The sequence below is a fragment of the Microbacterium maritypicum MF109 genome, from assembly GCF_000455825.1.
Lineage (GTDB): Bacteria > Actinomycetota > Actinomycetes > Actinomycetales > Microbacteriaceae > Microbacterium > Microbacterium maritypicum_A.
This window is the reverse complement of record NZ_ATAO01000135.1, coordinates 62,578-85,843: the sequence shown is the minus strand read 5'-3', so window position 1 is coordinate 85,843 and position 23,266 is coordinate 62,578. Positions and strand designations below refer to the sequence as shown.

Here is a 23,266-nt window from a genome sequence, read left to right as displayed (position 1 = left end):
ATGACCGTTCCCACCACCGCCGCGAGCACCGCGCCCGACGGGTCGGCCGTCGTCTCCGGCATGCCGGAGACCGCGACCCTGCGCACCCCACCGGCGGGCGCTCCGCCTCGCAAGACGTTCTGGACGCAGCTCGCCCAGGCGTTCGCGATGTTCCGCAACCCCAAGTCGATCGCCGGGCTCATCATCCTCGGAGTGTTCGTGCTCATCGCGATCCTCGCGCCGTGGATCTCACCCTACGGGCCGACGCAGAAGGATCGCACGGCGTTGCGGCAACCGCCCTCCTGGGAGCACTGGCTGGGGACGACCCACATGGGGGAGGACGTGCTGAGTCAGATCATCTACGGCACCCGCGGTGTGATCGTCGTCGGCTTCCTCGCCGCCTTCATCGCCACGATCATCGCGATCACCATCGGTGTGATCGCCGGCTACGTACGCGGCTGGAAGAGCGAGTCGCTCTCGGCGCTGACGAACGTGTTCCTGGTGATCCCGGGCATCCCGCTCATCATCATCATCGCTTCGCAGTTCGAGAACCCGCCGCTGATCGTGATCGCCGCGGTGCTCGGCATCACCGGGTGGGCCTGGGGCGCTCGCGTGCTGCGCGCGCAGACCATGTCGCTGCGCAACCGCGACTTCATCCAGGCAGCACGCGCGAACGGCGAACCGCTGCGCCGCATCATCACGGTCGAGATGCTGCCGAACCTCATGGCGCTCATCGCATCGAGCTTCGTCGGCACGGTGACCGCCGCGATCCTCGGCCTCACCACGCTGGCGTTCATCGGGGTGATCCCGGTGAGCAATCTGAACTGGGGCACGATCCTGTTCTGGGCGCAGCAGAACGGCGCCTTCCCGCGTCTGTGGTGGTGGTACGTGCCCGCAGGGCTCTGCATCGCGATCATCGGTGTGGCCCTCTCTCTCATCAACTTCGGCATCGACGAATACGTCAACCCGCGCCTGCGCTCGGCCGGCGAGCGGGCCAGGGCGATGAAGAAGAAGGGGCTGAACGTGAACGACGCCGTCACGGCCGTCCGCAGCGTGCCCCTGCCGAAGACGACCTCCGATCCCGTAACGTCGGCGACCTCGCCGGACACCTCCGATTCCTCGAAGACCTCGACTCCGAACTCGACCCCGAACTCGACCCAGAACACGAAGTGATGACCTCTCAGACCCTGACCACCCAGCTCCCGTACCAGGACCCCGCACTCTCGATCCCCGAGCGGGTGGCCGACCTCCTCAGCCGCATGACGCTGGAGGAGAAGGTCGGGCAGATGCTCCAGCTCGATGCCCGCGACGACATCGACGACCACATCGCCCGCCGTCACGCCGGATCGATCCTGCACACCTCGCCCGAGCGCATCCTGCGGGCGAACGAGCTCACCGCGCAGACCCGGCTCCGCATCCCGCTGCTGGTGGGAGAGGACTGCATCCACGGGCACTCGTTCTGGCCCGGTGCGACGATCTACCCGACTCAGCTCGGCATGGCCGCATCGTGGGATTCCGACCTCGTCGAACGCGTCGCCCGCGCGACGGCCGAAGAGGTCGCGGTGACCGGCATCCACTGGACCTTCTCGCCGGTGCTGTGCATCGCCCGCGATCTGCGCTGGGGCCGCATCGACGAGACCTTCGGCGAAGACCCGTTCCTGATCGGCGAGCTGGCCTCGGCGATGGTGCGCGGCTACCAGGGCGACGGACTCGACGACCCGACCGCGATCCTCGCGACCGCCAAGCACTTCGCCGGGTACTCCGAGACCCAGGGCGGGCGCGACGCGAGTGAGGCCGACATCTCACGGCGCAAGCTGATCTCCTGGTTCCTGCCGCCGTTCGAGCGCGTCGCCCGCGAGGGGTGCCGCACGTTCATGCTCGGCTACCAGACCACCGACGGAGTGCCGATCACGACCAACGATTGGCTGCTCAGCGATGTGCTGCGCGGCGAGTGGGGCTACACCGGCACGCTCATCACCGACTGGGACAACGTCGGGCGCATGGTGTGGGAGCAGCGGATCCAGCCCGACATCACGCACGCGGCTGCTGCGGCCGTGCGGGCGGGCAACGACATGATCATGACCACGCCGGCCTTCTTCGAGGGTGCGCTCGACGCCGTCGCTCGGGGCATGCTCGCCGAGGACGCCTTCGACGCTGCGGCCGCCCGCATCCTGACCCTGAAGTTCGAGCTGGGCCTGTTCGAGAACCCGCGCCTGCCGGGCACGGAACTCGACGCCGTGGTGGGCAGTGCCGCGCACGCCGAGCTGAACCTCGAGGTCGCCCGCCGTTCGCTCGTGCTGCTCGAGAACGACGGCGTGCTGCCGCTCGATCCCACCTCCGCGCTGAAGGTCGCGGTCACCGGTCCGCTCGCCGACGACGCGCAGACGCAGCTCGGCGACTGGGCCGGCGGCTCCGGGCAGGCGGGCTGGCTCGACGGTCAGCCGCGCGAGATGATCACCACCGTGCTCGACGGGCTGCAGGCGATCGACGGTTGGACCGTCACGCACGCCCGCGGCACCGACATCCTCACTCTCGAAGAAGACCCGCAGGGGCCGTTCTTCCCCGACAAGCAGCCGCGTCCTCCGGTCGTGAGGGCCTGCGAGCCGGACGCCGCGATGATCGCGGAGGCCGTCGCCGCGGCCTCCGAGTCCGACGTCGTCGTCGCGGTCGTCGGCGACCGGATCGAGCTGGTCGGCGAGGGGCGCTCCACGGCGACGCTCGAGCTCATCGGCGGGCAGAACGCCCTGATCGATGCGCTCATCGCGACCGGCACGCCCGTGGTCATCGTGCTGCTGGCCTCGAAGCCGCTCGTGCTCCCGGCATCGGCCTCGAAGGCTGCCGCCGTGATCTGGGCGGCGAACCCCGGCATGCAGGGTGGCCGTGCGCTCGCCGACATCATCTCCGGCGCGGCCGAGCCGTCCGGGCGCCTGCCGATCTCGTTCGCGCGCCACGTCGGTCAGCAGCCGACGTATTACAACCAGATCCGCGGACAGCACGGTGACCGCTACGCCGACCTCACGCAGTCACCGGCCTGGGCGTTCGGCGAGGGGCTGTCGTACACGACGGTCGAGTACTCCGCCCTGACGCTCGAGGCGACGACGCTGGGGGAGTCCGACACGATCGTCGGTCACGTCACGGTGTCGAACACGGGCACTCGGCCGGTGCGCGAGACCGTGCAGGTGTACGTGCGCGACTCCGTGACGAGCGTGAGCTGGACCGACAAGGAGCTGAAGACCTTCCGCCAGGTCGACGTCACCCCCGGCGCATCCGTGCGGGTACGCCTGGAGCTGCCGGTCGCCGACTGCACCATCGTCGACGCCGCGGGCAACCGCATCGTCGAGGCCGGCGCGTTCGAGCTGCTGGTCGGCCCGAGCTCCCGCGAAGAGGTGCTCCTCTCCGCCGACTTCGAGGTGCGCTGACCCGCCGCGGCGGGCGAGCGCACCTCGCGATCGACCCGGTGTGCTCGGTTCAGGCCTTCTGGAAGTCGGAGGGCTTCCAGGTGCCGTCGAACGCGGGGGCGCCTGGGCCGTAGATCCGGAAGTAGGCGAACCACTGCGAACCGGGGGTGGTCTGCAGCCATGGCACCTCATCCCGGGGTCGATCGGGACCGAAATGAAGGGTGATCCCGCCGGATCCGTCGGGCGCGAGGTCGTCGCGCAGGCTTGTCAGCACGGGCTTGAACTGCGGGGTGTTGATCTCCGAGCGGGTGTCGAGGTCATAGAGGGTGACAGACCAGAACTGAGTGGCGGGCACGGGTGCGGGAACGGTCAACGTGTACGACGTGGCCCCATCCAGTGCGGCCCCGTCCGCATCGACCGCGGCGAGCCAATAGAGCGAGCCGGCGCCCTCCTTGTGCATGAACATCTTGTCGGTTTCGAGGGTGGCCTGGTAGAACCAGCGCTCCCGCACCGAGAGGTTGAGGAAGTTCTTCTCGTAGTACCCGAAATCTCCCTCGGAGTAGACCACCCACTCCCAATTGCGGTCAGGCCAGACGAGCCGTTCCGGTGCGTCGTCGGCGAACGCCGCCACCACGAGCTGCTCGTTCGCCTTCTCGGCTGCCTCGGACAGGATCGAGACGAGTTCCGCGTCGGGCGCGAAGGGGCGGTCTGCCCGCAGGCCGAGGTCGGCGAGCATGCCGTACTGGTTGTAGAGCGCGGGGGACGGCACATCCATGTCGAGTGCGCGCTTGAGGGCATGCCAATAGTCGATGGTTCCGTCGACCACGCAGGGGTTCGCGACGGCCTTGCGGTCGGACATGTCCACGAACACGTTCGGTGCCGGGTTCTCCGCGTCGGCCCAGGGGTAGACCTTCAGCGTGCGCAGCAGGGCCTTCCCCTTCTCCGGGTCGGGGAACGGTGCGCGCGCGCAGATCAGGAACCTGTTCGTCGGGGGGTGCTTGACGATGTAACCCGACTCGGGCAGGGGTCCGTCGTACCCCGGGGGGACGAACAGGTACTTGGCGCCCTTGCCCTCGTCCTCGCCGACGACGCCCATGTTGGTGACGAACTGGAAGTTCGTGTCATCGATCACGCCGATCAGCGGACCGGCGGGGAGCTCGACGACGACGGGGCCGTCGGTCGTGTCGCCCAACCCGAGTCCGTAGGGGGTGTCCGAGTTCTGGGTGAGGGTGACGAGGTCCGGCGTGGTGAGCTGGATGAGGAGACCGCGGTTGGCGGGCGCCCCGAGCTCTTCGATGGACTCGAAGTTCAGCACCATCGACACCGTCGGATAGAAGAACTTGTACGCCTCGACAGCGCGGTTGAGCAGCGCGTCGCGGCGGATCCTGACGATCTCTTCGGTGGTGGGGAGCTTCTTCATCGGCGGTGTCCCTTCATGGCGTTTCCGCGATCATGTCAGAGACCGTCCGCGCGGGAAAGAGGCGTCAGTCCCGCAGGCGCTGGGGGCCGGCGCCCTGGGTGCCCAGGGCGTCGTCGGGGTTGAGCAGGCCGCACGCCTTCATCGACAGGCACCCGCAGCCGATGCATCCGGTCAGTTCGCGCTCGAGGCGCTCGATGCCCTCGCGACGCTTCTCGAGCTCGCGCTTCCAGCGTCTCGACGCCCGTTGCCAATCGGCGTGGCTCGGAGTCTCGGTCAGGGGCACGTCGGCGAACGCGGTCTGCACGTCCGACAGCGGGATGCCGAGGCGCTTCGCGACCGTGATGAGCGAGACACGACGCAGCATGTGCCGGGCGTAGCGGCGCTGGTTGCCGGGCGTGCGCGTCGAGGCGATCAGGCCGAGCGTCTCGTAGAAGTGCAGGGCGGAGGCGGCGACCCCGGTGCGTCGGGTCATCTCGCCGATGGTCAGCGGCTCGTCTGGTGCGTGCGGACTCATCCGGTGTGCTCTCCCTCCGTCTGCCGTCCCTCGATTTGACCTCAAGTGTACTTGAGGTTTTACGGTTGAGGGGTGGCTCGGAGGCGGGCCGAACGAACGAATGAGGACAGCGTGACCCGGACGAAGACCCCGCGATGACCTATGTGATCGCCCTGCCGTGCGTCGATGTGAAGGACAAGGCCTGCATCGACGAATGCCCCGTCGACTGCATCTACGAAGGCGAACGCTCGCTCTACATCCACCCGGACGAATGCGTGGACTGCGGTGCCTGCGAGCCGGTGTGCCCGGTCGAGGCGATCTTCTACGAAGACGACCTGCCCGACGAGTGGCAGGACTACTACAAGGCCAACGTCGAGTTCTTCGACGAGCTCGGGTCGCCGGGAGGCGCCGCGAAGACGGGGATGCTCGCCTTCGATCACCCGATCATCGCCGCGCTCGCACCACAGGGGGAACACGCATGACCAACGCCGAACCGCACATCGCCGTCGTCGGCGCGGGGCCCGCGGGCATCTACGCGGCCGACATCCTGCTCGACCGGGTGCCGACCGCATCGATCGACCTGTTCGAGAAGCTTCCGGCACCGTATGGTCTCGTCCGCTACGGCGTCGCGCCCGACCATCCCCGTATCCGCAAGATCACGGATGCCCTGCACGAGGTGCTCGTGAACCCGCGCATCCGGCTGCGGTGCAACGTCGAGGTCGGCGTGGACATCGAGATCGACGAGCTGCGTGCCGCGTACGACGGAGTGATCGTGGCCACGGGGGCCGACCTCGATGTCGCTCTCGACATCCCGGGCATCGACCTGCCCGGCTCGTTCGGCGCGGCCGACTTCGTCGCCTGGTACGACGGGCACCCCGATGCGCCGCGCACCTGGCCGCTCGCCGCCGAGGCGGTCGCGGTGCTCGGCGCCGGCAATGTGGCGCTCGACGTGACGAGGATCCTCGCCAAGCATGCGTCGGCGCTGACCCACACCGACACCCCGGATGCCGTGCTCGACCAGCTCGCTGCCAGCCCGCTGCGGGACGTGCATCTGTTCGCCCGTCGGGGCCCGGCCGACGTGCGTTTCTCGGCCATGGAGCTGCGCGAGCTCGCCGAGCAGGACGACGTCGATGTGATCGTCGACCCGCACGAGCTCGCCCTCGACGAGCACGCCGAGCGGATGGTGGCGCAGTTCTCGCAGCGCCGTATCGTCGTGCGCACCATGACCGAATGGGCAGCCCTCGATCCCGCGAGCCGCACCGCCTCGCGCCGCATCCACCTGCACCTGCGGCAGCGTCCGGTGCGCGTGCTCGGCACGGACGCGGTCACCGGTATCGAGATGGAACGCACCGCATCCGACGAGCTGGGCCGCATGGTCGGCACGGGGGAGCTGCTGCGCTATGACGTCGGAGCCGTCTACCGCGCAGTGGGCTACCGCTCGACACCTGTTCCCGGGGTGCCGTTCGACGCCGCTCGCGGCGTCGTGCCGCACGTCGAGGGTCGCGTCGTCGATGCGGACGGAGCGCCGATCCCGCGACTGTACGCGACCGGTTGGATCAAGCGCGGCCCGGTCGGGCTGATCGGGTCGACCAAGTCGGATGCCGCGCAGACGATCGGCCACGTCGTCGACGACCTCGATGCGATCGAGCGCGAGGCGCGCGACATCGATCCGATCGCCCATCTCTCGCAGGCGGTCGACCTCGACGGCTGGCTGCGCATCGACGCCGCCGAGCGCGGGGCCGGAGCGGAGCGCGGTCGCGAGCGGACGAAGCTCGTCGAACGTGATGAGATGCTGGCACATGCGAAGCAGCAGCAGATGATGGAGGCAGGTCGATGACCGCGACACCCGTACCCACGCCGATCGGCGAGGCGCTCAAAGCCGCCTTCCGCACCCACCCGGCGGGAGTCGCGATCATCACCGCGAGCACCCCGGAAGGGCCGGTCGGTCTCACCGCGTCCAGCGTCGCCTCGGTGGCGGTCGATCCCGCGGCGATCGTGTTCTCGGTGACCCGTGCCACCGGTTCTGCAGGAGCGATCCTCGGTGCCGACACCTTCGTGGTGCACCTCATCGACGACGAGCACTCCGATCTCGCCCAGAGCTTCGCGGTCAGCGGGTCCGAGCGGTTCACGCCCGAGCAGGGATGGGCCACGCTGCCGACCGGCGAACCGCACCTCCCCGAGGCCAGGGTGGCCCTGCGCTGTCGTCCGATCCAGACGGTCGCCGTCGGTTCGTCGACCGTGGTCATCGCCGAGGTCATCGAGGTGCTGCCTGGTCTCTCCGGGCGCCCTCTGGTGTACATCGATCGCCGTTTCCACGCACTTCCACACGACAACAACCACTGAAAGGAAGACGTCATGACCACGCTCTACACACTCCCCGAGCTGCCGTACGACTACTCGGCCCTCGAGCCGCACATCTCGGGCAAGATCATGGAGCTGCACCACTCCAAGCACCACCAGGCCTACGTCACGGGGGCGAACACCGCACTCGAGCAGCTCACCGCCGCCCGCAGCGCGGGTGACCTCGCGAACGTGAACAAGCTCGAGAAGGACCTCGCCTTCAACCTCGGCGGCCACATCAACCACTCGGTGTTCTGGCAGAACCTCTCGCCCGAGGGCGGCGGAGCACCCGAGGGTGAGCTCGAGGCCGCACTGGTCGACGCCTTCGGATCGATCGACGCCTTCCGCGCCCACTTCACCGCGACCGCACTCGGTGTGCAGGGATCCGGTTGGGCCGTGCTCGCCTGGGACAGCGTGGGCGCGCGTCCCGTGATCTTCCAGCTGTTCGACCAGCAGGGCAACGCGCCGCTCGGCGTCACCCCGCTGCTGCAGCTCGACGTCTGGGAGCACGCCTACTACCTCGACTACCTCAACGTGCGCGCCGACTACGTCAAGGCGTTCTGGAACCTCGTGAACTGGCCCGATGTGCAGCGCCGCTTCGAGGCCGCCCGCACGGCGACGAAGGGTCTCATCGTCGCGAGCTGACCCGCGCCGCCGGTCACGCGAGGGAGAGGAACAGCTTCTCCAGTTCGGCCATCGACACTCCACGGGTGTCGGTGGCCGCTTGCGTCTCCGCCTCGGGCTCGGTCATGCAGTCCTTCATGGCGGAGGCGATGATCTGGAAACCCGCCTTGTCGAGAGCCGAGGTGACGGCGGCGAGCTGTGTGACCACCGCCCGGCAGTCGCCACCCTCTTCGACCGCGGCGATGACGGCGCCGAGCTGTCCTCGGGCTCGCTTGAGACGGTTGGCGATCCTGCGCTGGGTGTCGGCGTCTGCGGATGACATGGTCGCTCCCTGGGTGTCGGCTGGACTCCCCACTATACCCCCGGGGGTATAGTGGGGACCGATACCCACGGGGGTATCGGTGAGGAGACGATGAAAATGTGCCGAGCGGTCCGTTGCAAGACCTGCGGCAAGACGACCTGGGCGGGGTGCGGTCAGCACGTCGACACCGTGCGGCGAACGGTGCCTGCCGCGCAGTGGTGTTCCGGACACCCGAAGGAGCAGGCGCAGGGCGGCTTCTTCTCGCGGATGTTCCGGCGATGACCACCGTGCAACCGCTCACCGTGGTCATCGTCGGTGGGGTCGCCGGGGGCATGTCCGCCGCCGCGCGCCTGCGCCGCCTCGACGAGCACGCGCAGATCATGGTGTTCGAACGAGGGCCCGAGGTCTCGTACGCGAACTGCGGCTTGCCCTATTACGTCGGAGGGGTGATCGCAGAACGCGAATCGCTGCTCTTGCAGACGCCGGAATCTCTGCGCAGCCGCTTCCGACTCGATGTGCGTGTGCGTCACGATGTCACGCGAATCGACACTGCGCAGAAGCTCGTCGAGGTCATGGACATCGACTCCGGGCGCCGCTTCACACAGAGCTACGACAGGCTGATCCTCGCCACCGGCGCGCGCCCCCGTCTGAACGAGCCCTCCTCGGGCATCCGCACGCGCAGTCTGCGGACGGTCGAAGACGCGGATGCGATCGACGCCGCGCTCTCGCGGGCGGGCGTTCCGGTGGTGGTGGTCGGCGGAGGCTACACGGGCCTGGAAGCGGTCGAGAACCTCGTCGCTCGCGGCGCATCCGTGACGCTGGTGCAGCGGGGATCCCACCTCCTCTCCCCGCTCGATGCGGAGATGGCCGCACCGATCACCGCCGAGGTCCGCGCGCACGGCGTCGATGTGCGCCTCGGCGTCGAGGTCGTGCGTGCCGTATCCGGGCGGGTCACGCTGAGTGATGGGGCATCCGTCCCCGCCGAACTCGTGATCGATGCCTCCGGAGTCGTACCGGAGACGGCGCTGGCCGAAGGTGCCGGCATCCGGCTCGGTGAGACCGGCGGCATCGCGGTCGATTCGATGTGCCGCACGAGCGCCCCCGACGTGTTCGCGGTGGGCGACGGCGTCGAGAAGCTCGACCTCGTGGGCGGCGACACGGCTCTCATCACGATGGCCGGCCTCGCGAACCGACATGGACGCATGGTGGCCGACCTCATCGCGGGGAGGACGGAGACGGCGCGCCCCGCGCTCGGCACCGGGATCGTCCGCGTGTTCGGGGTCGACGCAGCGAAGGTGGGCTGGAGTGAACGGCAGCTCCGGGCCGCAGGACGTGACTTCTACGTCGTGCATGTGCATCCCGGATCCCACGCCGGCTACTACCCCGGCGCCGAGACGCTGTCCATGAAGATGCTCGCCGACCCTGCCTCCGACGTGATCCTCGGTGTGCAGGTGGTGGGGCGAGACGGTGTCGACAAGCGGATCGATGTGGTGGCGACCGCCATGCAGGCCGGCATCACGGCCGCCGGGCTCGCGAATCTCGAACTCGCCTACGCCCCGCAGTTCGGCTCGGCGAAGGACGCGGTCAACATCCTCGGCTACGTCGCCGAGAACACCCGCTCCGGCACGACTCCGACCATCCAATGGCATGAACTCGCTGAGGAGCAGCGTGGGGGAGCGACACTGATCGACGTGCGCTCGACGGTCGAGCATGCTGCCGACGCGATTCCCGGCGCCGTCAACGTGCCGCTCGACGAGCTCAGAGAACGGCTCGACGAGGTGTCAGATGGACCCGTCATCGTGCACTGCCAGGTCGGATTGCGTGGGCACATCGCCACGCGGATCCTCCGGCAGCGAGGCGTGGACGCGCGCAACCTCGACGGCGGCTATCGCACCTGGCGCGACGCCACCCTGTGTGAACGCTAGAGCAGGCGGGAGGTGGTCCCGCGCACGTTCAGCTCGTAGGGCAGCGCCGACGGGATGTGCACGGCGTCGGGGGTGGCGAGCTTCGCCAGCACGGCATCGGCTGCCCGCTCGCCCTGTCCGAGCGGGAACTGATCGACCGTGGTCAGGCGGAAGAACTCGCCGAGTTCATGCCCGTCGATGCCGACGATCGACAGCTCCTCGGGAACGCTGAAGCCCAGGTCTCGGGCCGCGAGAAGTGCGCCGATGGCCATCTCGTCCGAGGCCGCGAACACGGCGGTCGGGCGGGGGCCCGGGCGGCCGAGCAGCTGCTTCGCCGCCCGGTAGCCGCCCTCGACCGTGAAGTCGGCGGGCTCGAGGAAGGCATGGTTGAGGGGGATGCCCGCCTTCGCCAGCGCCTTCTCGAACCCCAGGCGGCGGTTGGTCGGGATGTGGAAGTCGATGTCGAACTCCGGGTTCGCCCCGATGTGCGCGATATCGGTGTGGCCCAGGCTGATCAGATGCTCGGTGGCCAGTTGCGCGACCGCGACGTCGTCGACGGTGAGGGTGTCGAGCTTCGGGTTCGGACCGCCGATCGCGATCACAGGAAGTCCGAGGTCGAGCAGATACTGCGTCTCGTCCTCGTCGAGCTCGATCGACACCGCGATCACGGCGTCGACGCGCTGTCGGCGCAGGAAGGTGTCGAACACGTGCCGACGTACGTCCTTGTCGGCAGTGATGTTGTACAGCGTGATGTCATAGCCCTCGCGCATGAGGGCGGCGGAGACGCCGGAGAGCACCGTGCTGAAGAACCACCGGTCGAGGAAGGGCACGATCACCCCGACGTTGCGGGTGCGACCCGAGGCCAGGCTCGACGCCCGCGACGAGACGACATAGCCGAGCGACTGCGCCGCGGCCTGCACCCTCTCCTTCGCGGACTCCGATACGTGACCGCGTCCGCTCAGTGCGCGGGAGACGGTCGCGGTGGAGACTCCGGCGAGCCGGGCGACCTCATCGATGCTGGCCATGTGTTCCTCTGTCGAAAGTGCTCCGGTCGCGATTCCTGCCGGTTCACGCGGGCGTGAGCGACAGGAATCGCGACCGGAAGGGCATATCAGGCCTGCGTCGCTGTGGTGTACCAGACGGCGGTGTCGACCGGGATCGACGCGCCTTCGAACGGCTGGCTCTGCAGCATCACGAAGGCGTCGGCCGGCAGCTCGATCGGCGCCGTGCCGAGGTTCGCGACGACGTGCACGTCACCACGTCGGAAGGCGACCGCGTCGGGACCGGCGTCTTCCCAGACCAGCGAGCCGCTGCCGAAGCCGTGCTCGCGGCGCGCGGCCAGCAGACGCTTGTACAGCGCGAGCGTCGATGCGGGATCGACCTCTTCGACGTCGCGGGCGTAGGCCGCCCAGTCTGCGGGCTGCGGGAGCCACGAGAGACCGGTGTCGTTGAATCCGAAGGCCGGAGCCTCGGCCTCCCAGGGCAGGGGCACGCGGCATCCGTCACGACCGTAGCGCTCGCCGTTCGTGCGGAACCAGGTCGGGTCCTGACGGTACTCGTCCGGGATCTCCATGGCCTCGGGCAGGCCGAGCTCTTCGCCCTGGTACAGGTACGACGAACCGGGCAGTGCCAGCATCAGCGTGGTCGCGGCGCGGGCGCGGGCCAGGCCGATCGCGGTGTCAGGCTTGCTCGGGGTGTTCGGGCCGATACCCTCGCCCTGGGGGTTGTCCGCCGTCAGCGCCAGGCGCGAGGCGTGGCGCACCACATCGTGGTTCGAGAGCACCCAGGTGCTCGGGGCGCCGACCGCGCCGAAGTCGTCGAGCGACTCCCGGATGACGTCGCCGAGGGCCTTCGCGTTCCACGGCGTCATCAGGTACGGGAAGTTGAACGTCTGGTGCATCTCGTCCGGACGCACCCACAGGGCCGTCTGCTTGAGCGTCGGCATCCAGGCCTCGCCGCACAGGGCGCGGTCGCCGTCGTACTCGGCGAGCACCTTGTGCCAGTCGCGGTAGATGTCGTGCACGCCGTCCTGGCCCCAGTACGGCACGTTCGACTCGCCGCCGCCCATGGAGTCGGCATCGCTCGGGGGCGTGTAGTCGGGCAGGCCTTCGGCCTTGATCATGCCGTGGGCCACGTCGACGCGGAACCCGTCGACACCGCGGTCGAGCCAGAAGCGCAGGATGGAGCGGAACTCCTCGCGCACCTCTTCGTTGGTCCAGTCGAAGTCGGGCTGGGTGGCGTCGAAGATGTGCAGGTACCACTGGCCCGGCGTGCCGTCGGCCTCGACGACGCGCTCCCACATGCCGCCGCCGAACACGGATTCCCAGTTGTTCGGCGGGAGCTCGCCGTTCTCGCCCTTGCCGTCGCGGAAGATGTAGCGCGCGCGCTCGGGGCTGCCCGGGCCGGCCTTCAACGCCTGCTGGAACCAGACGTGCTGGTCGGACGAGTGGTTCGGCACCAGGTCGACCACCACGCGGATGTTGCGGGCATGGGCGGCCTCGAGCATGTCGTCGAAGTCGGCCAGCGTGCCGAACAGCGGGTCGACGTCGCGGTAGTCGGCCACGTCGTAACCCGCGTCGCGCTGCGGGCTGGTCATGAACGGGCTCAGCCAGATCGCGTCGACGCCGAGCTCCTGCAGCGCATCGAGTCGGCTGGTGATGCCCGGCAGGTCGCCGATGCCGTCACCCGAGGCGTCCGCGAAGGATCGGGGGTAGATCTGGTAGATGACGGCGCTGCGCCACCACTCGGAACCGGGGGCTGCGATCTGCTCAAGCTGTGCCATGGGAACAGGCTAGTGCAAACGCTTACATTCATGCCAGAGCGGGGATCGAATCGGTTCGGTGCCGCGGATTCCGCCGGCCGAGGCCGCGCCACTTGCATGACGGTCGGCCATTTGCATGATCGTCGAGCGTCCGTGGTCATGCATCCGTCGCGGTCTCCTGCCGGTGTCGCCGGCGGTGCGATCGCAGGCGGGGAGTAGGGTGAGGCATCCGATGAGTGGAGGCTGTCATGGTTCCCGAGATCAACTACTGGGCGGTCCTGCTGGCCACCGCGTCGAGCATGCTCGTCGGCTCGGTATGGTACGCCCCGAAGGTGTTCGGCACGCGCTGGTCGAAGCTCGCGAACGTCGACATGGATCGTCCTGCGGCCACAGCGGCCTGGCCGATCATCACCACGGTCATCGTGAGCTTCATCACGGCCTGGGTGCTCGCCGGCGCCTCGTCGATCGCGTGGCACTTCTACGGCGGATCGTACTTCTGGGGCGCCGTCGTCACCGCTGTCACGCTGTGGGCGGGGTTCACGGCCGCCCGTTTCATCACGCACGACGCGTTCGAGGGGCGCTCGACCCGACTCACCACGCTGAACATCGCGCACGAGCTGGTCACGGTCGTCGTCATGGCGATCATCATCGGCGTCTGGCCGCCGGCGCTCGCCTGAGGTACCGCTCCGCCTCCCGGGGGGACCGGCGAACCGGTAGCCGGGTCGGTTCGGAGGACTCGCCGATCGGAGAGCCATCTCTAGACCTTCGCCGCTTCTGCGAGCGCATGCGGGGTGCGAGGCTCGCTGGGTGACCTGCCGGTCACCCGCGTGCTGCGGACCCGCGCGCGGTTCAGACCGAGGGGTCTCGATGTCCGGATCTTCGCGCCGATCGGCGCCGTGGGCGGTCGCCGCCGCGCTCGTCGCCGCAGTTGTGCTGGTGGGCGCGGCTCCTGCCGCGGGGGGAGCCATGCGCCCGTCGGATGACCAGGCATCCGGTGCGAGTGGCCTGGATCCCTCGCAGTCCGTCGCGCTGGCCTACGAGTTCCTGGATACGCGCGTCGACCAGTTCTGCGATGGAGCCGGACACTGTCTGCCGCGCAGCTACGAGGGCGGATTCTTCACCACTCCGAGCTGGGACTTCACCCCCTCGTTCGTCTACGACGATGCGCTCGTGATCATCGCGTACACCGCCAGGGGGCTTCCGGACGACCTCCGTCGCGCGCGGGCGATCGGCGACACCCTGCTCTTCGTGCAGGAGAACGACCCGATCGGCGACGGCCGCACACGGGCGTCGTACGAACCGCACGGCATCCGCGAGGGGCGGGTGGAGATCACCGGCCCCGGCAGCTTCACCGGGAACCAGGCGTGGGTCGGATTGGCTCTCGCGCGTCTCGCGCACGCCACCGGAGATTCGCGGTACCTCGACGGCGCGCTGCGTGTGGGCCAGTGGATCCAGGACAACACGGCCGACATGCTCCGAGCCCCGTACGGGTACACCGGGGGTCAGCTCGAGGACGGCACGTCGCTGACCTGGAAGTCCACCGAGCACAACAGCGACGTCTCGGGGTTCTTCACGCAATTGGCTCAGCTCACCGGCGACCCCCTGTGGTCCGATCGGGCAGCGGTCGCCGCCGACTTCGTCGCGGCCATGCAGAGTGCGGACGGCCACGTCGACACCGGCACGGGCCTCGACGGTTCGACCATCAACACCCGTCCCATTCCGCTGGATGCGCAGACGTGGAGTTCACTCGCCACCGGCGACCCGCGCTACGGCGCCGCGCTGGACTGGACGCTCGCGAACCTGATCGCCACCGACGGCCCGTACACGGGCCCCTCGATCAGCGAGGTCGATGTGTCGAAGGCCTGGTTCGAGGGGAGCGGACACCTCGCGCTCGCTCTCACGCTCCGCGACGGCCCGGGAGACGCCGACCGGGCCGAGACGTTGCTGAGCAGCATCCGTCTGGCGCAGCGCGATGCTCCGAACGGTGACGGCAAGGGGATCGTCGCGACCTCGAACGACGGTCTCGACTCGGGTTTCGGCGACCTCTACTACGCCAGCCTGCACACGGGCGCGACGGCCTGGTACCTGCTCGCGGCGGCGGGGGACAATCCGTTCACCCTGCCTGCCGACTGACATGCCGACTGACCTGACGGCGGACCGGCCTGACGGCGGACCGGCCTGAGGTTATGCGGCGACGCGGGCGACCGCGGCGATGGCGCTCGTGAAGAAGTCGAGTCCGTCGATGCCGCTGCGCATGGCGACAGCGGTGTCGGGGCCGAAGCCCGCCTCGGTGGCGTGCTCGGGGTGCGGCATGAGTCCGACCACGTTACCCGCCTTGTTGGTGAGACCGGCGATGTCGCGGAGCGATCCGTTCGGGTTGACTCCGGCGTAGCGGAAGGCCACGAGCCCCTCGCCCTCGATGCGGTCGAGGGTCTGCTCGTCGGCGATGTAGCCGCCGTCGGCGTTCTTGAGCGGGATCACGATCTCCTGGCCGGTGCGGAACGCATTGGTCCACGCGGTGTCGGAGTTCTCGACCGTGAGCTTCTGGTCGCGACGCACGAAGTGCTGGTGGTTGTTGCGGATCAGGCCGCCGGGCAGCAGGTGAGCCTCGACGAGCATCTGGAAACCGTTGCAGATGCCGAGCACGGGCATTCCCTTCGCGGCGGCATCCTTGACCTCGCTCATGATCGGCGAGAGCGCGGCGATCGCGCCGGCGCGCAGGTAATCGCCGTAGCTGAAGCCACCGGGGAGGACGAGCGCGTCGACGCCCTCGAGGTCGTGCGAGCCGTGCCACAGGGCGACCGGCTCTGCGCCGGCGATGCGCACGGCGCGCTGGGCGTCGCGGTCGTCGAGCGAGCCGGGGAAGGTGATGACGCCGATGCGGACGGTCACTCCGCGACCTCGATGCCGACGACGTCCTCGATCACGGAGTTGGAGAGCACCTCGTCGGCGATGCGCCGGGCCTCGGCGAGAACCTCGTCGGTGACCTCGCCTTCGACGGTGAGCTCGAAGCGCTTGCCGATGCGGACGTCGGTGAAGCCCTCGACGCCGAGGCGGGCGAAGGCGCCGGAGACGGCCTTCCCCTGCGGGTCGAGCAGTTCGGGCTTGGGCATGACGTCGACGACGATGGTGGGCATGACGGCTCCAAGAGTCGCGGGCGGACGGGCGCATCCAGTCTACTGCCCTCGGCTCACCCGCCCTCGCCCCGCCCACTCGACGTCGAGTGCACGACATCTCGCCGAGTGCACGGCCGGTGTGCGGGGGGATGCCGTGCGCTCGCCGAGTACCCGTGCGCTCGACGAGCGGTGCGTGTGCGTGGGTGTGGGGGCGTGGGGGCGTGAGGGAGAGGGGGCTATGCGGAGTGGAAGACGGTGTGGAGGTCGCCGACCGCCTCGCGGCCGCCGAGACCGTCGATCTCGAACAGCACCGAGATGCCGATGACATGGCTGCCGAGGCGCTCGACGAGCTCGCGTCCGGCCGCGAGGGTTCCTCCGGTGGCGAGCACATCGTCGATCAGCAGCACGCGGGATCCGGCGGGCAGGTCGTCGTGCATCTCGATCGTGGCGGTGCCGTACTCGAGGGCGTAGTCGACGGATGCCGCGGGGCGCGGCAGCTTGCCGGCCTTGCGGATCGGGATGAGTCCGACGCCTGCGGCGATGGCGGCAGCGCTGGCGAGGATGAAGCCGCGCGCCTCGATGCCCGCGATCACGTCGAACTGGCCGGCGAAGGGTTCGATGATCGCCTCGGTCGTCACGCGGAGGGCCTCGGCGTCGGCGAGGAGTGGCGTGATGTCGCGGAAGATGATGCCCGGTTGCGGGTAGTCCGGCACGTTGCGGATCAGGGCTTCGGCGCGGACGAGGGCAGGGGAGAGCGTGGCTTCGGGCACTGCCCAAGGGTACCCCGCGGCGGCTGGGTTGACACCGTGGGAGCGCTCCCATAGAGTGACTGCTCAGTTCGTGGGAGCGCTCCCACGACGTCCCGACGCACCACACACCGCACGACCACCACAAAGGAGTGAACTGTGAACACACGTGCCCGCAACCGGATCCTCGTGACTGCCGCCGTGGCATCCGTCTCCGCTCTCGCCCTCGCCGGCTGCTCCGGCAGCACCGGCGATTCCACGGAGGGGAGCGCCGATGAAGAGGTCACATTGACCGTCACCACGTTCGGCACCTTCGGCTACGAAGATCTCTACAAGGAGTACGAGAAGGCCCACCCGAACGTCACGATCGAGGCGACCAACATCGACACCGGCGGCAACGCCCGCACGGATGCGTTCACCAAGATCGCCGCCGGCTCCGGCCTCAGCGACATCGTCGCAGTCGAAGAGGGCTGGCTCGGCGCGATCATGGACGTCTCCGACACCTTCGTCGACCTGCGCGACTACGGCATCGAAGACCGCAAGGACGACTGGGTCGACTGGAAGTACGGCCAGGCGACCGACGCCGAAGGCCGCGTCATCGGCTACGGCACCGACATCGGCCCGAGCGGCATCTGCTACAACGGCGCCGCATTCGAGGCGGCCGGGCTCCCGAGCGACCGCGAGTCGGTGGCCGAGCTCCTCAACGGCGACTGGGAGAACTACTTCCAGGTCGGTGCCGACTACACCGCGAAGACCGGCAAGGCCTGGTACGACCACTCCGGCTTCGTCTGGAACGCCATGGTGAACCAGCTCGACGAGGGCTACTACACGACCGACGGCAAGCTGAACGTCGAAGACAACGCCGAGCTCAAGGAGCGCTTCGAGCTGCTGGGTGCCGCGACCGAGGGCGGCCAGTCCGCCGCGCAGACCGCGTGGGACTGGAACGGCGGCAAGTCGTTCGTCGACGGCACCTTCGCGACCTTCGTGTGCCCGGGCTGGATGCTCGGTGTCGTGCAGGGTCAGGTCGAAGCCGGTGGCGGCGATGCGTCGACCGGATGGGACTTCGCCGACGTGTTCCCCGGAGGAGCGGCGAACTGGGGCGGCGCGTTCCTGTCGATCCCCGAGACCTCGCAGCACAAGAAGGCGGCCGCCGAGCTGGCCGACTGGCTGACGCAGCCCGAGCAGCAGGTCAAGCAGTCCGCCGCCGCGGGCAACTTCCCCTCGACGATCAAGGCGCAGGAGACGCTCGCCGCGGATGCGACGCCGAACGCGTTCTTCAACGACGCGCCGACCGGGGCGATCCTCGCCGAGCGTGCCAAGGGCGTCGTCGCCCAGTTCAAGGGTGCCGATGACTCGGTGATCCAGGAGAACGTCTTCGGTCCGGCGCTGAGCAGCCTCGACCGCGGTGACACCGACACCCAGGGCGCCTGGGACCAGGCCATCGGTCTGCTGAACGACCTCGTCGGCTGACCTCCCCCTTCCGGTCGCAGTTCCCGCCGTCGCCACCCCGCGGCCGGCGGCAGGAACTGCGACCGGAACTCCTCGGAACCCCGGGACAAGGACACCCCATGACACTCACCGCCCCGCCCGCGGAACAGCAGCGCGCGGCATCCCCCGCGAAGGATGCCGCACCGAAACGCTCCTGGCGCCACCGCGTCTCACGGTTCGACCAGAACGCCTCGCCGTACTTCTACATCTCGCCGTTCTTCCTGCTGTTCGGGCTGGTCGGCCTGTTCCCGCTGCTCTACACGGTCTGGGTGGCGGTGCACGAGTGGGACCTGCTCAAGGGCGAAGGCGAGTTCGTCGGGGTCGGCAACTTCGTCGAGATCCTCGGCGACGCGATGTTCTGGAACTCGATCGGCAACACCCTGAGCATCTTCCTGCTCTCCGCGATCCCGCAGCTGGCCGTGGCCCTCGTGATCGCCTACCTCCTCGACCGGGGCCTGCGCGCCCCGACGTTCTGGCGCATGAGCGTGCTGATCCCGTTCGTGGTCACCCCGGTCGCGGTCGCCATCATCTTCTCGAGCATCTTCAACGAGGCCGACGGTCTGGCCAACAACCTGCTCAACCTCATCGGCATTGCGGACCAGGAGTGGAAGCACAACACCGCGCTGTCGCACATCGCGATCGCCGTCATGGTGAACTTCCGCTGGACGGGCTACAACGCCCTCATCCTGCTGGCCGCGATGCAGGCCGTGCCGCGTGACCTCTACGAGTCGGCGGCCCTCGACGGGGCCGGCGCCGCGCGCCGCTTCTTCTCGATCACCATCCCCACGATCCGTCCCACCCTGATCTTCGTCATCATCACGGCGACGATCGGCGGGTTGCAGATCTTCGCCGAGCCGCGCCTGTTCGACGTGTCGACCGCCGGCGGCATCGGCGGCAGCGACCGGCAGTTCCAGACCACCGTGCTGTTCCTCTGGGAACTGGCGTTCTTCCGTCGCAACCTCGGAGAGGCATCGGCCGTCGCCATCCTGCTGTTCCTGCTGATCGTCGGGATCGGCGTGATCAACTTCCTCATCTCCCGACGGATCTCCACCGGAGACGCCCCGAAGAATCGTGCGGCCCGCCGCCGCGCGCACACCACCGACGCGGCCGCGACCGCGGCGGCCGCCGGAACGACGATCGCCACCACGACCGAGGAGAACGCGCGATGACCGCCACGCAGGCGCTGAGCGTCCCCGAGAAGATCCGCCGTCGCCGGAGTGCATCGTCCGGCACCGCCGGGATCGGCAGCCGCCCCGGCTTCCTCACATACGGGCTCCTGGCCGCGTTCATCATCGGCAGCGTGTATCCGCTGTGGTGGTCGGTCGTCGTCGCGAGCGGCACGAACGCCACCCGCGGTGAGACGCTGCCGATGATCCCCGGGGGCAACTTCTTCACGAACGCGGCCAAGGTCTTCGACGCGATCCCGTTCTGGTTGGCGCTGGGCAACTCGTTCCTGATCTCCGGCATCATCACGCTCTCGGTCGTCACCTTCTCCACGCTCGCGGGCTACGCCTTCGCCAAGCTCCGGTTCCAGGGACGCGACGGGCTGATGATCTTCGTGATCGCGACGATGGCGATCCCGACGCAGCTGGGCATCATCCCGCTGTTCATGCTGATGCGCGAGCTCGGCTGGACCGGTTCGATCGGTGCGGTCATCGTGCCGACACTCGTCACCGCGTTCGGCGTCTTCTTCATGCGGCAGTACCTGGTCGATGTGATCCCGGACGAGCTGATCGAGGCCGCCCGTATGGACGGCGCCAACCAGTTCCGGACCTTCCTGACCGTCGGACTCCCCGCAGCCCGCCCCGCCATGGCTATCCTCGGACTCTTCACCTTCATGACGGCGTGGACCGACTACCTGTGGCCGCTGATCGTGCTCTCCCCGCAGAACCCGACCCTGCAGACGGCGCTCAGCCAGCTGCAGTCGGGCTACTACATCGACTACTCGATCGTGCTCGCCGGCGCGGTGCTCGCGACCCTCCCGCTGCTCGTGCTCTTCGTGGTCGCCGGTCGGCAGCTGGTCAGTGGCATCATGGCTGGCGCGGTGAAAGGATGACCCCTATGACCCGCTCCTTCCCCGAGAACTTCCTGTTCGGCGCCGCGACCGCGGCGTACCAGATCGAGGGGGCGGCGTTCGAGGACGGGCGCACGGCCTCGATCTGGGACGCGTTCTCGCGCGAGCCGGGCGCGGTGATCGGTGCCGAGAACGGCGACGTCGCCTGCGACCACTACCACCGCTACCCGCAGGACGTCGCGCTCATGACGCGGCTCGGGCTGCAGACGTACCGCTTCTCGACCTCGTGGTCACGGGTGCGTCCGGACGGTGGAGCCGTCAACGCGGCGGGAGTGGACTTCTACGAGCGCCTGGTCGACGAGCTGCTCGCCGCCGACATCCTGCCCTGGTTGACGCTGTACCACTGGGACATGCCGCAGGCCCTGCAGGAGGCCGGTGGCTGGACGAACCGCGACACGGTCGATCGCTTCCTGGAGTACGCCGGCACCATGCACGACGCGCTCGGCGACCGGGTGAACGTGTGGACCACGTTGAATGAGCCGTGGTGCTCGTCGTTCCTCTCGTACACTGCCGGCGAGCATGCGCCCGGGCACACCAGCATCGCGGAGGGGCTGCTCGCCTCGCACCACCTGCTTCTCGCACACGGCACGACCGTGCAGGAGTTCCGCAGACGCGACGCCTCGCTCAACCTCGGCATCACCCTGAACCACACGGTCGCCGACCCCGCAGACCCGCAGAATCCGGCCGATGTCGATGCGGCTCGTCGCGTGGACGGACAGTTCAACCGCTGGTTCCTCGACCCGATCTACTGCGGCAGCTACCCCGCCGACATCGTCGAAGACATCCGCGCGGTCGATGCCGACGCGGTCGCGCAGTTCGAGGCGGCCGTGCAGGACGGCGACCTCCAGCTGATCTCGCAGCACATCGACACGCAGGGGGTGAACTACTACCACGGCGACCTCGTATCGGGCACTGCTCCGGCTGAGGGGCCGGTCTCCGCGGAGCCCGAGACCGAGCGCGTGCGGCGCAGCCCCTACCCGTCGAGCGACGGCATCCACGCGGTCGAGCGGGGGTTGCCCCGCACCGCGCAGAACTGGGAGGTGCAGCCCGAGGGTCTCACCCGTGTGCTGCAGCGGATCTGGAACGAGTACGCCGAGCCCGCGGGCACCGTGCTCTACATGACCGAGAACGGGGCGGCCTACGACGATGCCGTGGCGGTCGAAGACGGCGAGACGCGCGTGCACGACGCCGAGCGCACCGAGTTCCTTCGCCTGCACCTGGGCGCGGTGCTCGATGCCGCCGAGGCGGGTGTCGATGTGCGCGGCTACTTCTACTGGTCGCTGTTCGACAACTTCGAATGGGCGTGGGGATACGACAAGCGGTTCGGCATCGTACGCGTCGACTACGACACCCAGGAGCGCACGCTCAAGGACTCGGGTCGGGAGTACGCCCGCATCATCGCGGCCCGGGCGCTCTGACCCCGCTGCCCGCCCCTCGAGTCGCGCGAAGGGTCGTATCTGCGGCCGAGAAGCGACCATTTGCGCGACTCGAAGCGGGACGGTCGTCGTCGCACCCGTGAACCGGTGAGAATAGGGCGATGGAAGAGTGCGTACGCTGATGTCGCCCCGAGCGACCATCGAAGAAGTGGCATCCGCTGCGGGTGTCTCCCGGTCGACAGTGTCGAGGGTCGTGAACGGGTCGACGGCCGTGAGCCCGGAGGCCCTCGCCGCGGTGCGCGCGGCGATCGACGAGCTGAACTACGTGCCCAATCGGGCCGCACGCTCGCTCGCCTCACGGCAGACGCATGCCATCGCCCTGATCGTGCCGGAGGACACCACCCGTTTCTTCGGCGACCCGTTCTTCGCAGCCATCGTCGCGGGCATCACCGGGGCGCTCGGCGGATCGGACTACCTGCTCAACCTGCTCATCGCGAGCGATGACCCCGGCGACAAGATGACCAGCTTCGTGCGCAACGGCGGCGTGGACGGTGCGCTGATCGTCTCGCACCACACGAGCGACGCGTTCATCGACCGGATCGCGGATGCCGTACCGGTCGTCTTCGGCGGCCGCCCCGTGCGCCGTCACGATGGGGACTACGTCGTCGACGTCGACAACGTGGCCGGAGCGAAGCACGCCACTCAGCGGTTGATCGACATCGGCCGCACACGCATCGCGACGATCTCCGGTCCGCTCACGATGGTCGCCTCGGAAGATCGTGTGCAGGGGTTCCGCGCCGCTCTGGCGGATGCCGGCCTCGCCCCGTACGCCGAGGAGGAGGGCGACTACAGCGAGGCGAGCGGTGCGGAGGCCGCCAGGCGTCTGCTCGACGGCGGGCGTCCGGATGCGATCTTCGTCGCGAGCGACCTGATGGCCCGTGGCGCCCTGACCGCCCTCCGCTCGGCGGGTGTGCGCGTGCCGGAGGACATCGCGCTGGTCGGCTTCGACGACTCCTCGGTCGCGCTCACGACCGATCCGCAGCTGACCACGATGCGCCAGCCGATGTACGCGCAGGGTGAGGCCATGGCCCGGATCCTGTTGTCGCGGCTCGCGGGGGAGGACCCGCCGACCACGACGATCCTGCCGACCGAGCTGGTGATCCGGGCCTCGGCCTGACCGACCACGTCCGGTCCTGACGAACCGCGTCGGGGTGCGCGAGCGTCCGCGGAGGGGATGAACACGGCT

Annotated in this window: 22 protein-coding genes; 14 read left to right on the top strand and 8 right to left on the bottom strand. The window is 68.7% G+C overall.

Going from position 1 to position 23,266, the window contains the following annotated elements; all coding sequences use genetic code 11:
• Positions 1 to 1,152: an ABC transporter permease gene (locus tag L687_RS28700; RefSeq protein WP_021199253.1), complete on the top strand. Its 1,152-nt coding sequence runs from the start codon at positions 1 to 3 to the stop codon at positions 1,150 to 1,152.
• Complete coding sequence (locus tag L687_RS28695; protein WP_021199252.1) at positions 1,152 to 3,398, top strand: exo-beta-d-1,3/1,6-glucosidase; 2,247 nt, start codon at positions 1,152 to 1,154, stop codon at positions 3,396 to 3,398. Before L687_RS28700 ends, L687_RS28695 begins: the two co-directional genes overlap by 1 nt.
• 49 nt (positions 3,399 to 3,447) lie before the next feature.
• Here L687_RS28695 and L687_RS28690 read toward each other — a convergent pair whose 3' ends face one another.
• Both L687_RS28690 and soxR read right to left on the bottom strand, forming a co-directional pair.
• Positions 3,448 to 4,797, bottom strand: coding sequence for a DUF1214 domain-containing protein (locus tag L687_RS28690; protein ID WP_021199251.1), 1,350 nt, complete (start codon positions 4,795 to 4,797; stop codon positions 3,448 to 3,450).
• Between the two features lie 64 nt (positions 4,798 to 4,861).
• A complete protein-coding gene (gene soxR / locus L687_RS28685; RefSeq protein WP_021199250.1) occupies positions 4,862 to 5,311 on the bottom strand; it encodes a redox-sensitive transcriptional activator SoxR in 450 nt (149 codons plus the stop codon).
• A 134-nt stretch (positions 5,312 to 5,445) separates the two neighbouring features.
• Between soxR and fdxA the strand changes: the two genes are divergently transcribed.
• From fdxA to L687_RS28665, 4 genes are read left to right on the top strand one after another with little or no spacing between them, the layout of a single operon-like run.
• On the top strand, positions 5,446 to 5,772 hold the full coding sequence (gene fdxA / locus L687_RS28680) for a ferredoxin (protein WP_021199249.1): 327 nt from the start codon (positions 5,446 to 5,448) through the stop codon (positions 5,770 to 5,772).
• Positions 5,769 to 7,127, top strand: coding sequence for an FAD-dependent oxidoreductase (locus L687_RS28675; protein ID WP_021199248.1), 1,359 nt, complete (start codon positions 5,769 to 5,771; stop codon positions 7,125 to 7,127). Before fdxA ends, L687_RS28675 begins: the two co-directional genes overlap by 4 nt.
• Entirely contained in the window at positions 7,124 to 7,633 is a 510-nt protein-coding gene (locus tag L687_RS28670; protein ID WP_021199247.1) for a flavin reductase family protein, read from the top strand. The genes L687_RS28675 and L687_RS28670 overlap by 4 nt, the downstream gene beginning before the upstream one ends.
• A 12-nt stretch (positions 7,634 to 7,645) precedes the next feature.
• Positions 7,646 to 8,275, top strand: a complete 630-nt coding sequence (locus L687_RS28665; protein WP_021199246.1) for a superoxide dismutase — start codon at positions 7,646 to 7,648, stop codon at positions 8,273 to 8,275.
• Between the two features lie 13 nt (positions 8,276 to 8,288).
• On the opposite strand, the gene L687_RS28660 is transcribed toward L687_RS28665, so the two are convergent.
• The gene (locus L687_RS28660) at positions 8,289 to 8,576 is read right to left on the bottom strand and encodes a metal-sensitive transcriptional regulator (RefSeq protein ID WP_021199245.1); all 288 of its coding nucleotides are present in this window, start codon (positions 8,574 to 8,576) and stop codon (positions 8,289 to 8,291) included.
• Positions 8,577 to 8,833: 257 nt separating this feature from the next.
• Between L687_RS28660 and L687_RS28655 the strand changes: the two genes are divergently transcribed.
• Positions 8,834 to 10,480 (top strand): FAD-dependent oxidoreductase, encoded by a 1,647-nt coding sequence (locus L687_RS28655; RefSeq protein ID WP_021199244.1) that lies wholly within the window; start codon positions 8,834 to 8,836, stop codon positions 10,478 to 10,480.
• On the opposite strand, the gene L687_RS28650 is transcribed toward L687_RS28655, so the two are convergent.
• Complete coding sequence (locus tag L687_RS28650; protein WP_021199243.1) at positions 10,477 to 11,484, bottom strand: LacI family DNA-binding transcriptional regulator; 1,008 nt, start codon at positions 11,482 to 11,484, stop codon at positions 10,477 to 10,479. The genes L687_RS28655 and L687_RS28650 overlap by 4 nt on opposite strands.
• 86 nt (positions 11,485 to 11,570) lie before the next feature.
• Positions 11,571 to 13,241: a glycoside hydrolase family 13 protein gene (locus tag L687_RS28645; protein WP_021199242.1), complete on the bottom strand. Its 1,671-nt coding sequence runs from the start codon at positions 13,239 to 13,241 to the stop codon at positions 11,571 to 11,573.
• 227 nt (positions 13,242 to 13,468) lie between these two features.
• Here L687_RS28645 and L687_RS28640 point away from each other — a divergent pair, with 227 nt between their 5' ends.
• Both L687_RS28640 and L687_RS28635 read left to right on the top strand, forming a co-directional pair.
• On the top strand, positions 13,469 to 13,897 hold the full coding sequence (locus L687_RS28640) for a DUF1761 domain-containing protein (RefSeq protein WP_021199241.1): 429 nt from the start codon (positions 13,469 to 13,471) through the stop codon (positions 13,895 to 13,897).
• 190 nt (positions 13,898 to 14,087) lie between these two features.
• On the top strand, positions 14,088 to 15,353 hold the full coding sequence (locus L687_RS28635; protein ID WP_021199240.1) for a hypothetical protein: 1,266 nt from the start codon (positions 14,088 to 14,090) through the stop codon (positions 15,351 to 15,353).
• A 51-nt stretch (positions 15,354 to 15,404) separates the two neighbouring features.
• On the opposite strand, the gene purQ is transcribed toward L687_RS28635, so the two are convergent.
• The 3 genes from purQ to L687_RS28620 all read right to left on the bottom strand — a co-directional run bounded on the left by purQ (position 15,405) and on the right by L687_RS28620 (position 17,106).
• On the bottom strand, positions 15,405 to 16,112 hold the full coding sequence (gene purQ, locus L687_RS28630; RefSeq protein ID WP_021199239.1) for a phosphoribosylformylglycinamidine synthase subunit PurQ: 708 nt from the start codon (positions 16,110 to 16,112) through the stop codon (positions 15,405 to 15,407).
• A complete protein-coding gene (gene purS / locus L687_RS28625) occupies positions 16,109 to 16,357 on the bottom strand; it encodes a phosphoribosylformylglycinamidine synthase subunit PurS (protein WP_017204254.1) in 249 nt (82 codons plus the stop codon). The genes purQ and purS overlap by 4 nt, the downstream gene beginning before the upstream one ends.
• A 215-nt stretch (positions 16,358 to 16,572) precedes the next feature.
• The gene (locus tag L687_RS28620; RefSeq protein WP_021199238.1) at positions 16,573 to 17,106 is read right to left on the bottom strand and encodes an adenine phosphoribosyltransferase; all 534 of its coding nucleotides are present in this window, start codon (positions 17,104 to 17,106) and stop codon (positions 16,573 to 16,575) included.
• A gap of 135 nt (positions 17,107 to 17,241) precedes the next feature.
• Between L687_RS28620 and L687_RS28615 the strand changes: the two genes are divergently transcribed.
• From L687_RS28615 to L687_RS28595, 5 genes are all read left to right on the top strand, one after another.
• Complete coding sequence (locus L687_RS28615; protein WP_021199237.1) at positions 17,242 to 18,552, top strand: ABC transporter substrate-binding protein; 1,311 nt, start codon at positions 17,242 to 17,244, stop codon at positions 18,550 to 18,552.
• Positions 18,553 to 18,650: 98 nt separating this feature from the next.
• A complete protein-coding gene (locus tag L687_RS28610; RefSeq protein WP_021199236.1) occupies positions 18,651 to 19,739 on the top strand; it encodes a carbohydrate ABC transporter permease in 1,089 nt (362 codons plus the stop codon).
• Positions 19,736 to 20,626: a carbohydrate ABC transporter permease gene (locus L687_RS28605; RefSeq protein ID WP_021199235.1), complete on the top strand. Its 891-nt coding sequence runs from the start codon at positions 19,736 to 19,738 to the stop codon at positions 20,624 to 20,626. The genes L687_RS28610 and L687_RS28605 overlap by 4 nt, the downstream gene beginning before the upstream one ends.
• A gap of 5 nt (positions 20,627 to 20,631) precedes the next feature.
• The gene (locus L687_RS28600; RefSeq protein WP_021199234.1) at positions 20,632 to 22,062 is read left to right on the top strand and encodes a GH1 family beta-glucosidase; all 1,431 of its coding nucleotides are present in this window, start codon (positions 20,632 to 20,634) and stop codon (positions 22,060 to 22,062) included.
• 139 nt (positions 22,063 to 22,201) lie between these two features.
• Positions 22,202 to 23,197 (top strand): LacI family DNA-binding transcriptional regulator, encoded by a 996-nt coding sequence (locus tag L687_RS28595; protein ID WP_021199233.1) that lies wholly within the window; start codon positions 22,202 to 22,204, stop codon positions 23,195 to 23,197.
• Positions 23,198 to 23,266 lie beyond the last annotated feature (69 nt).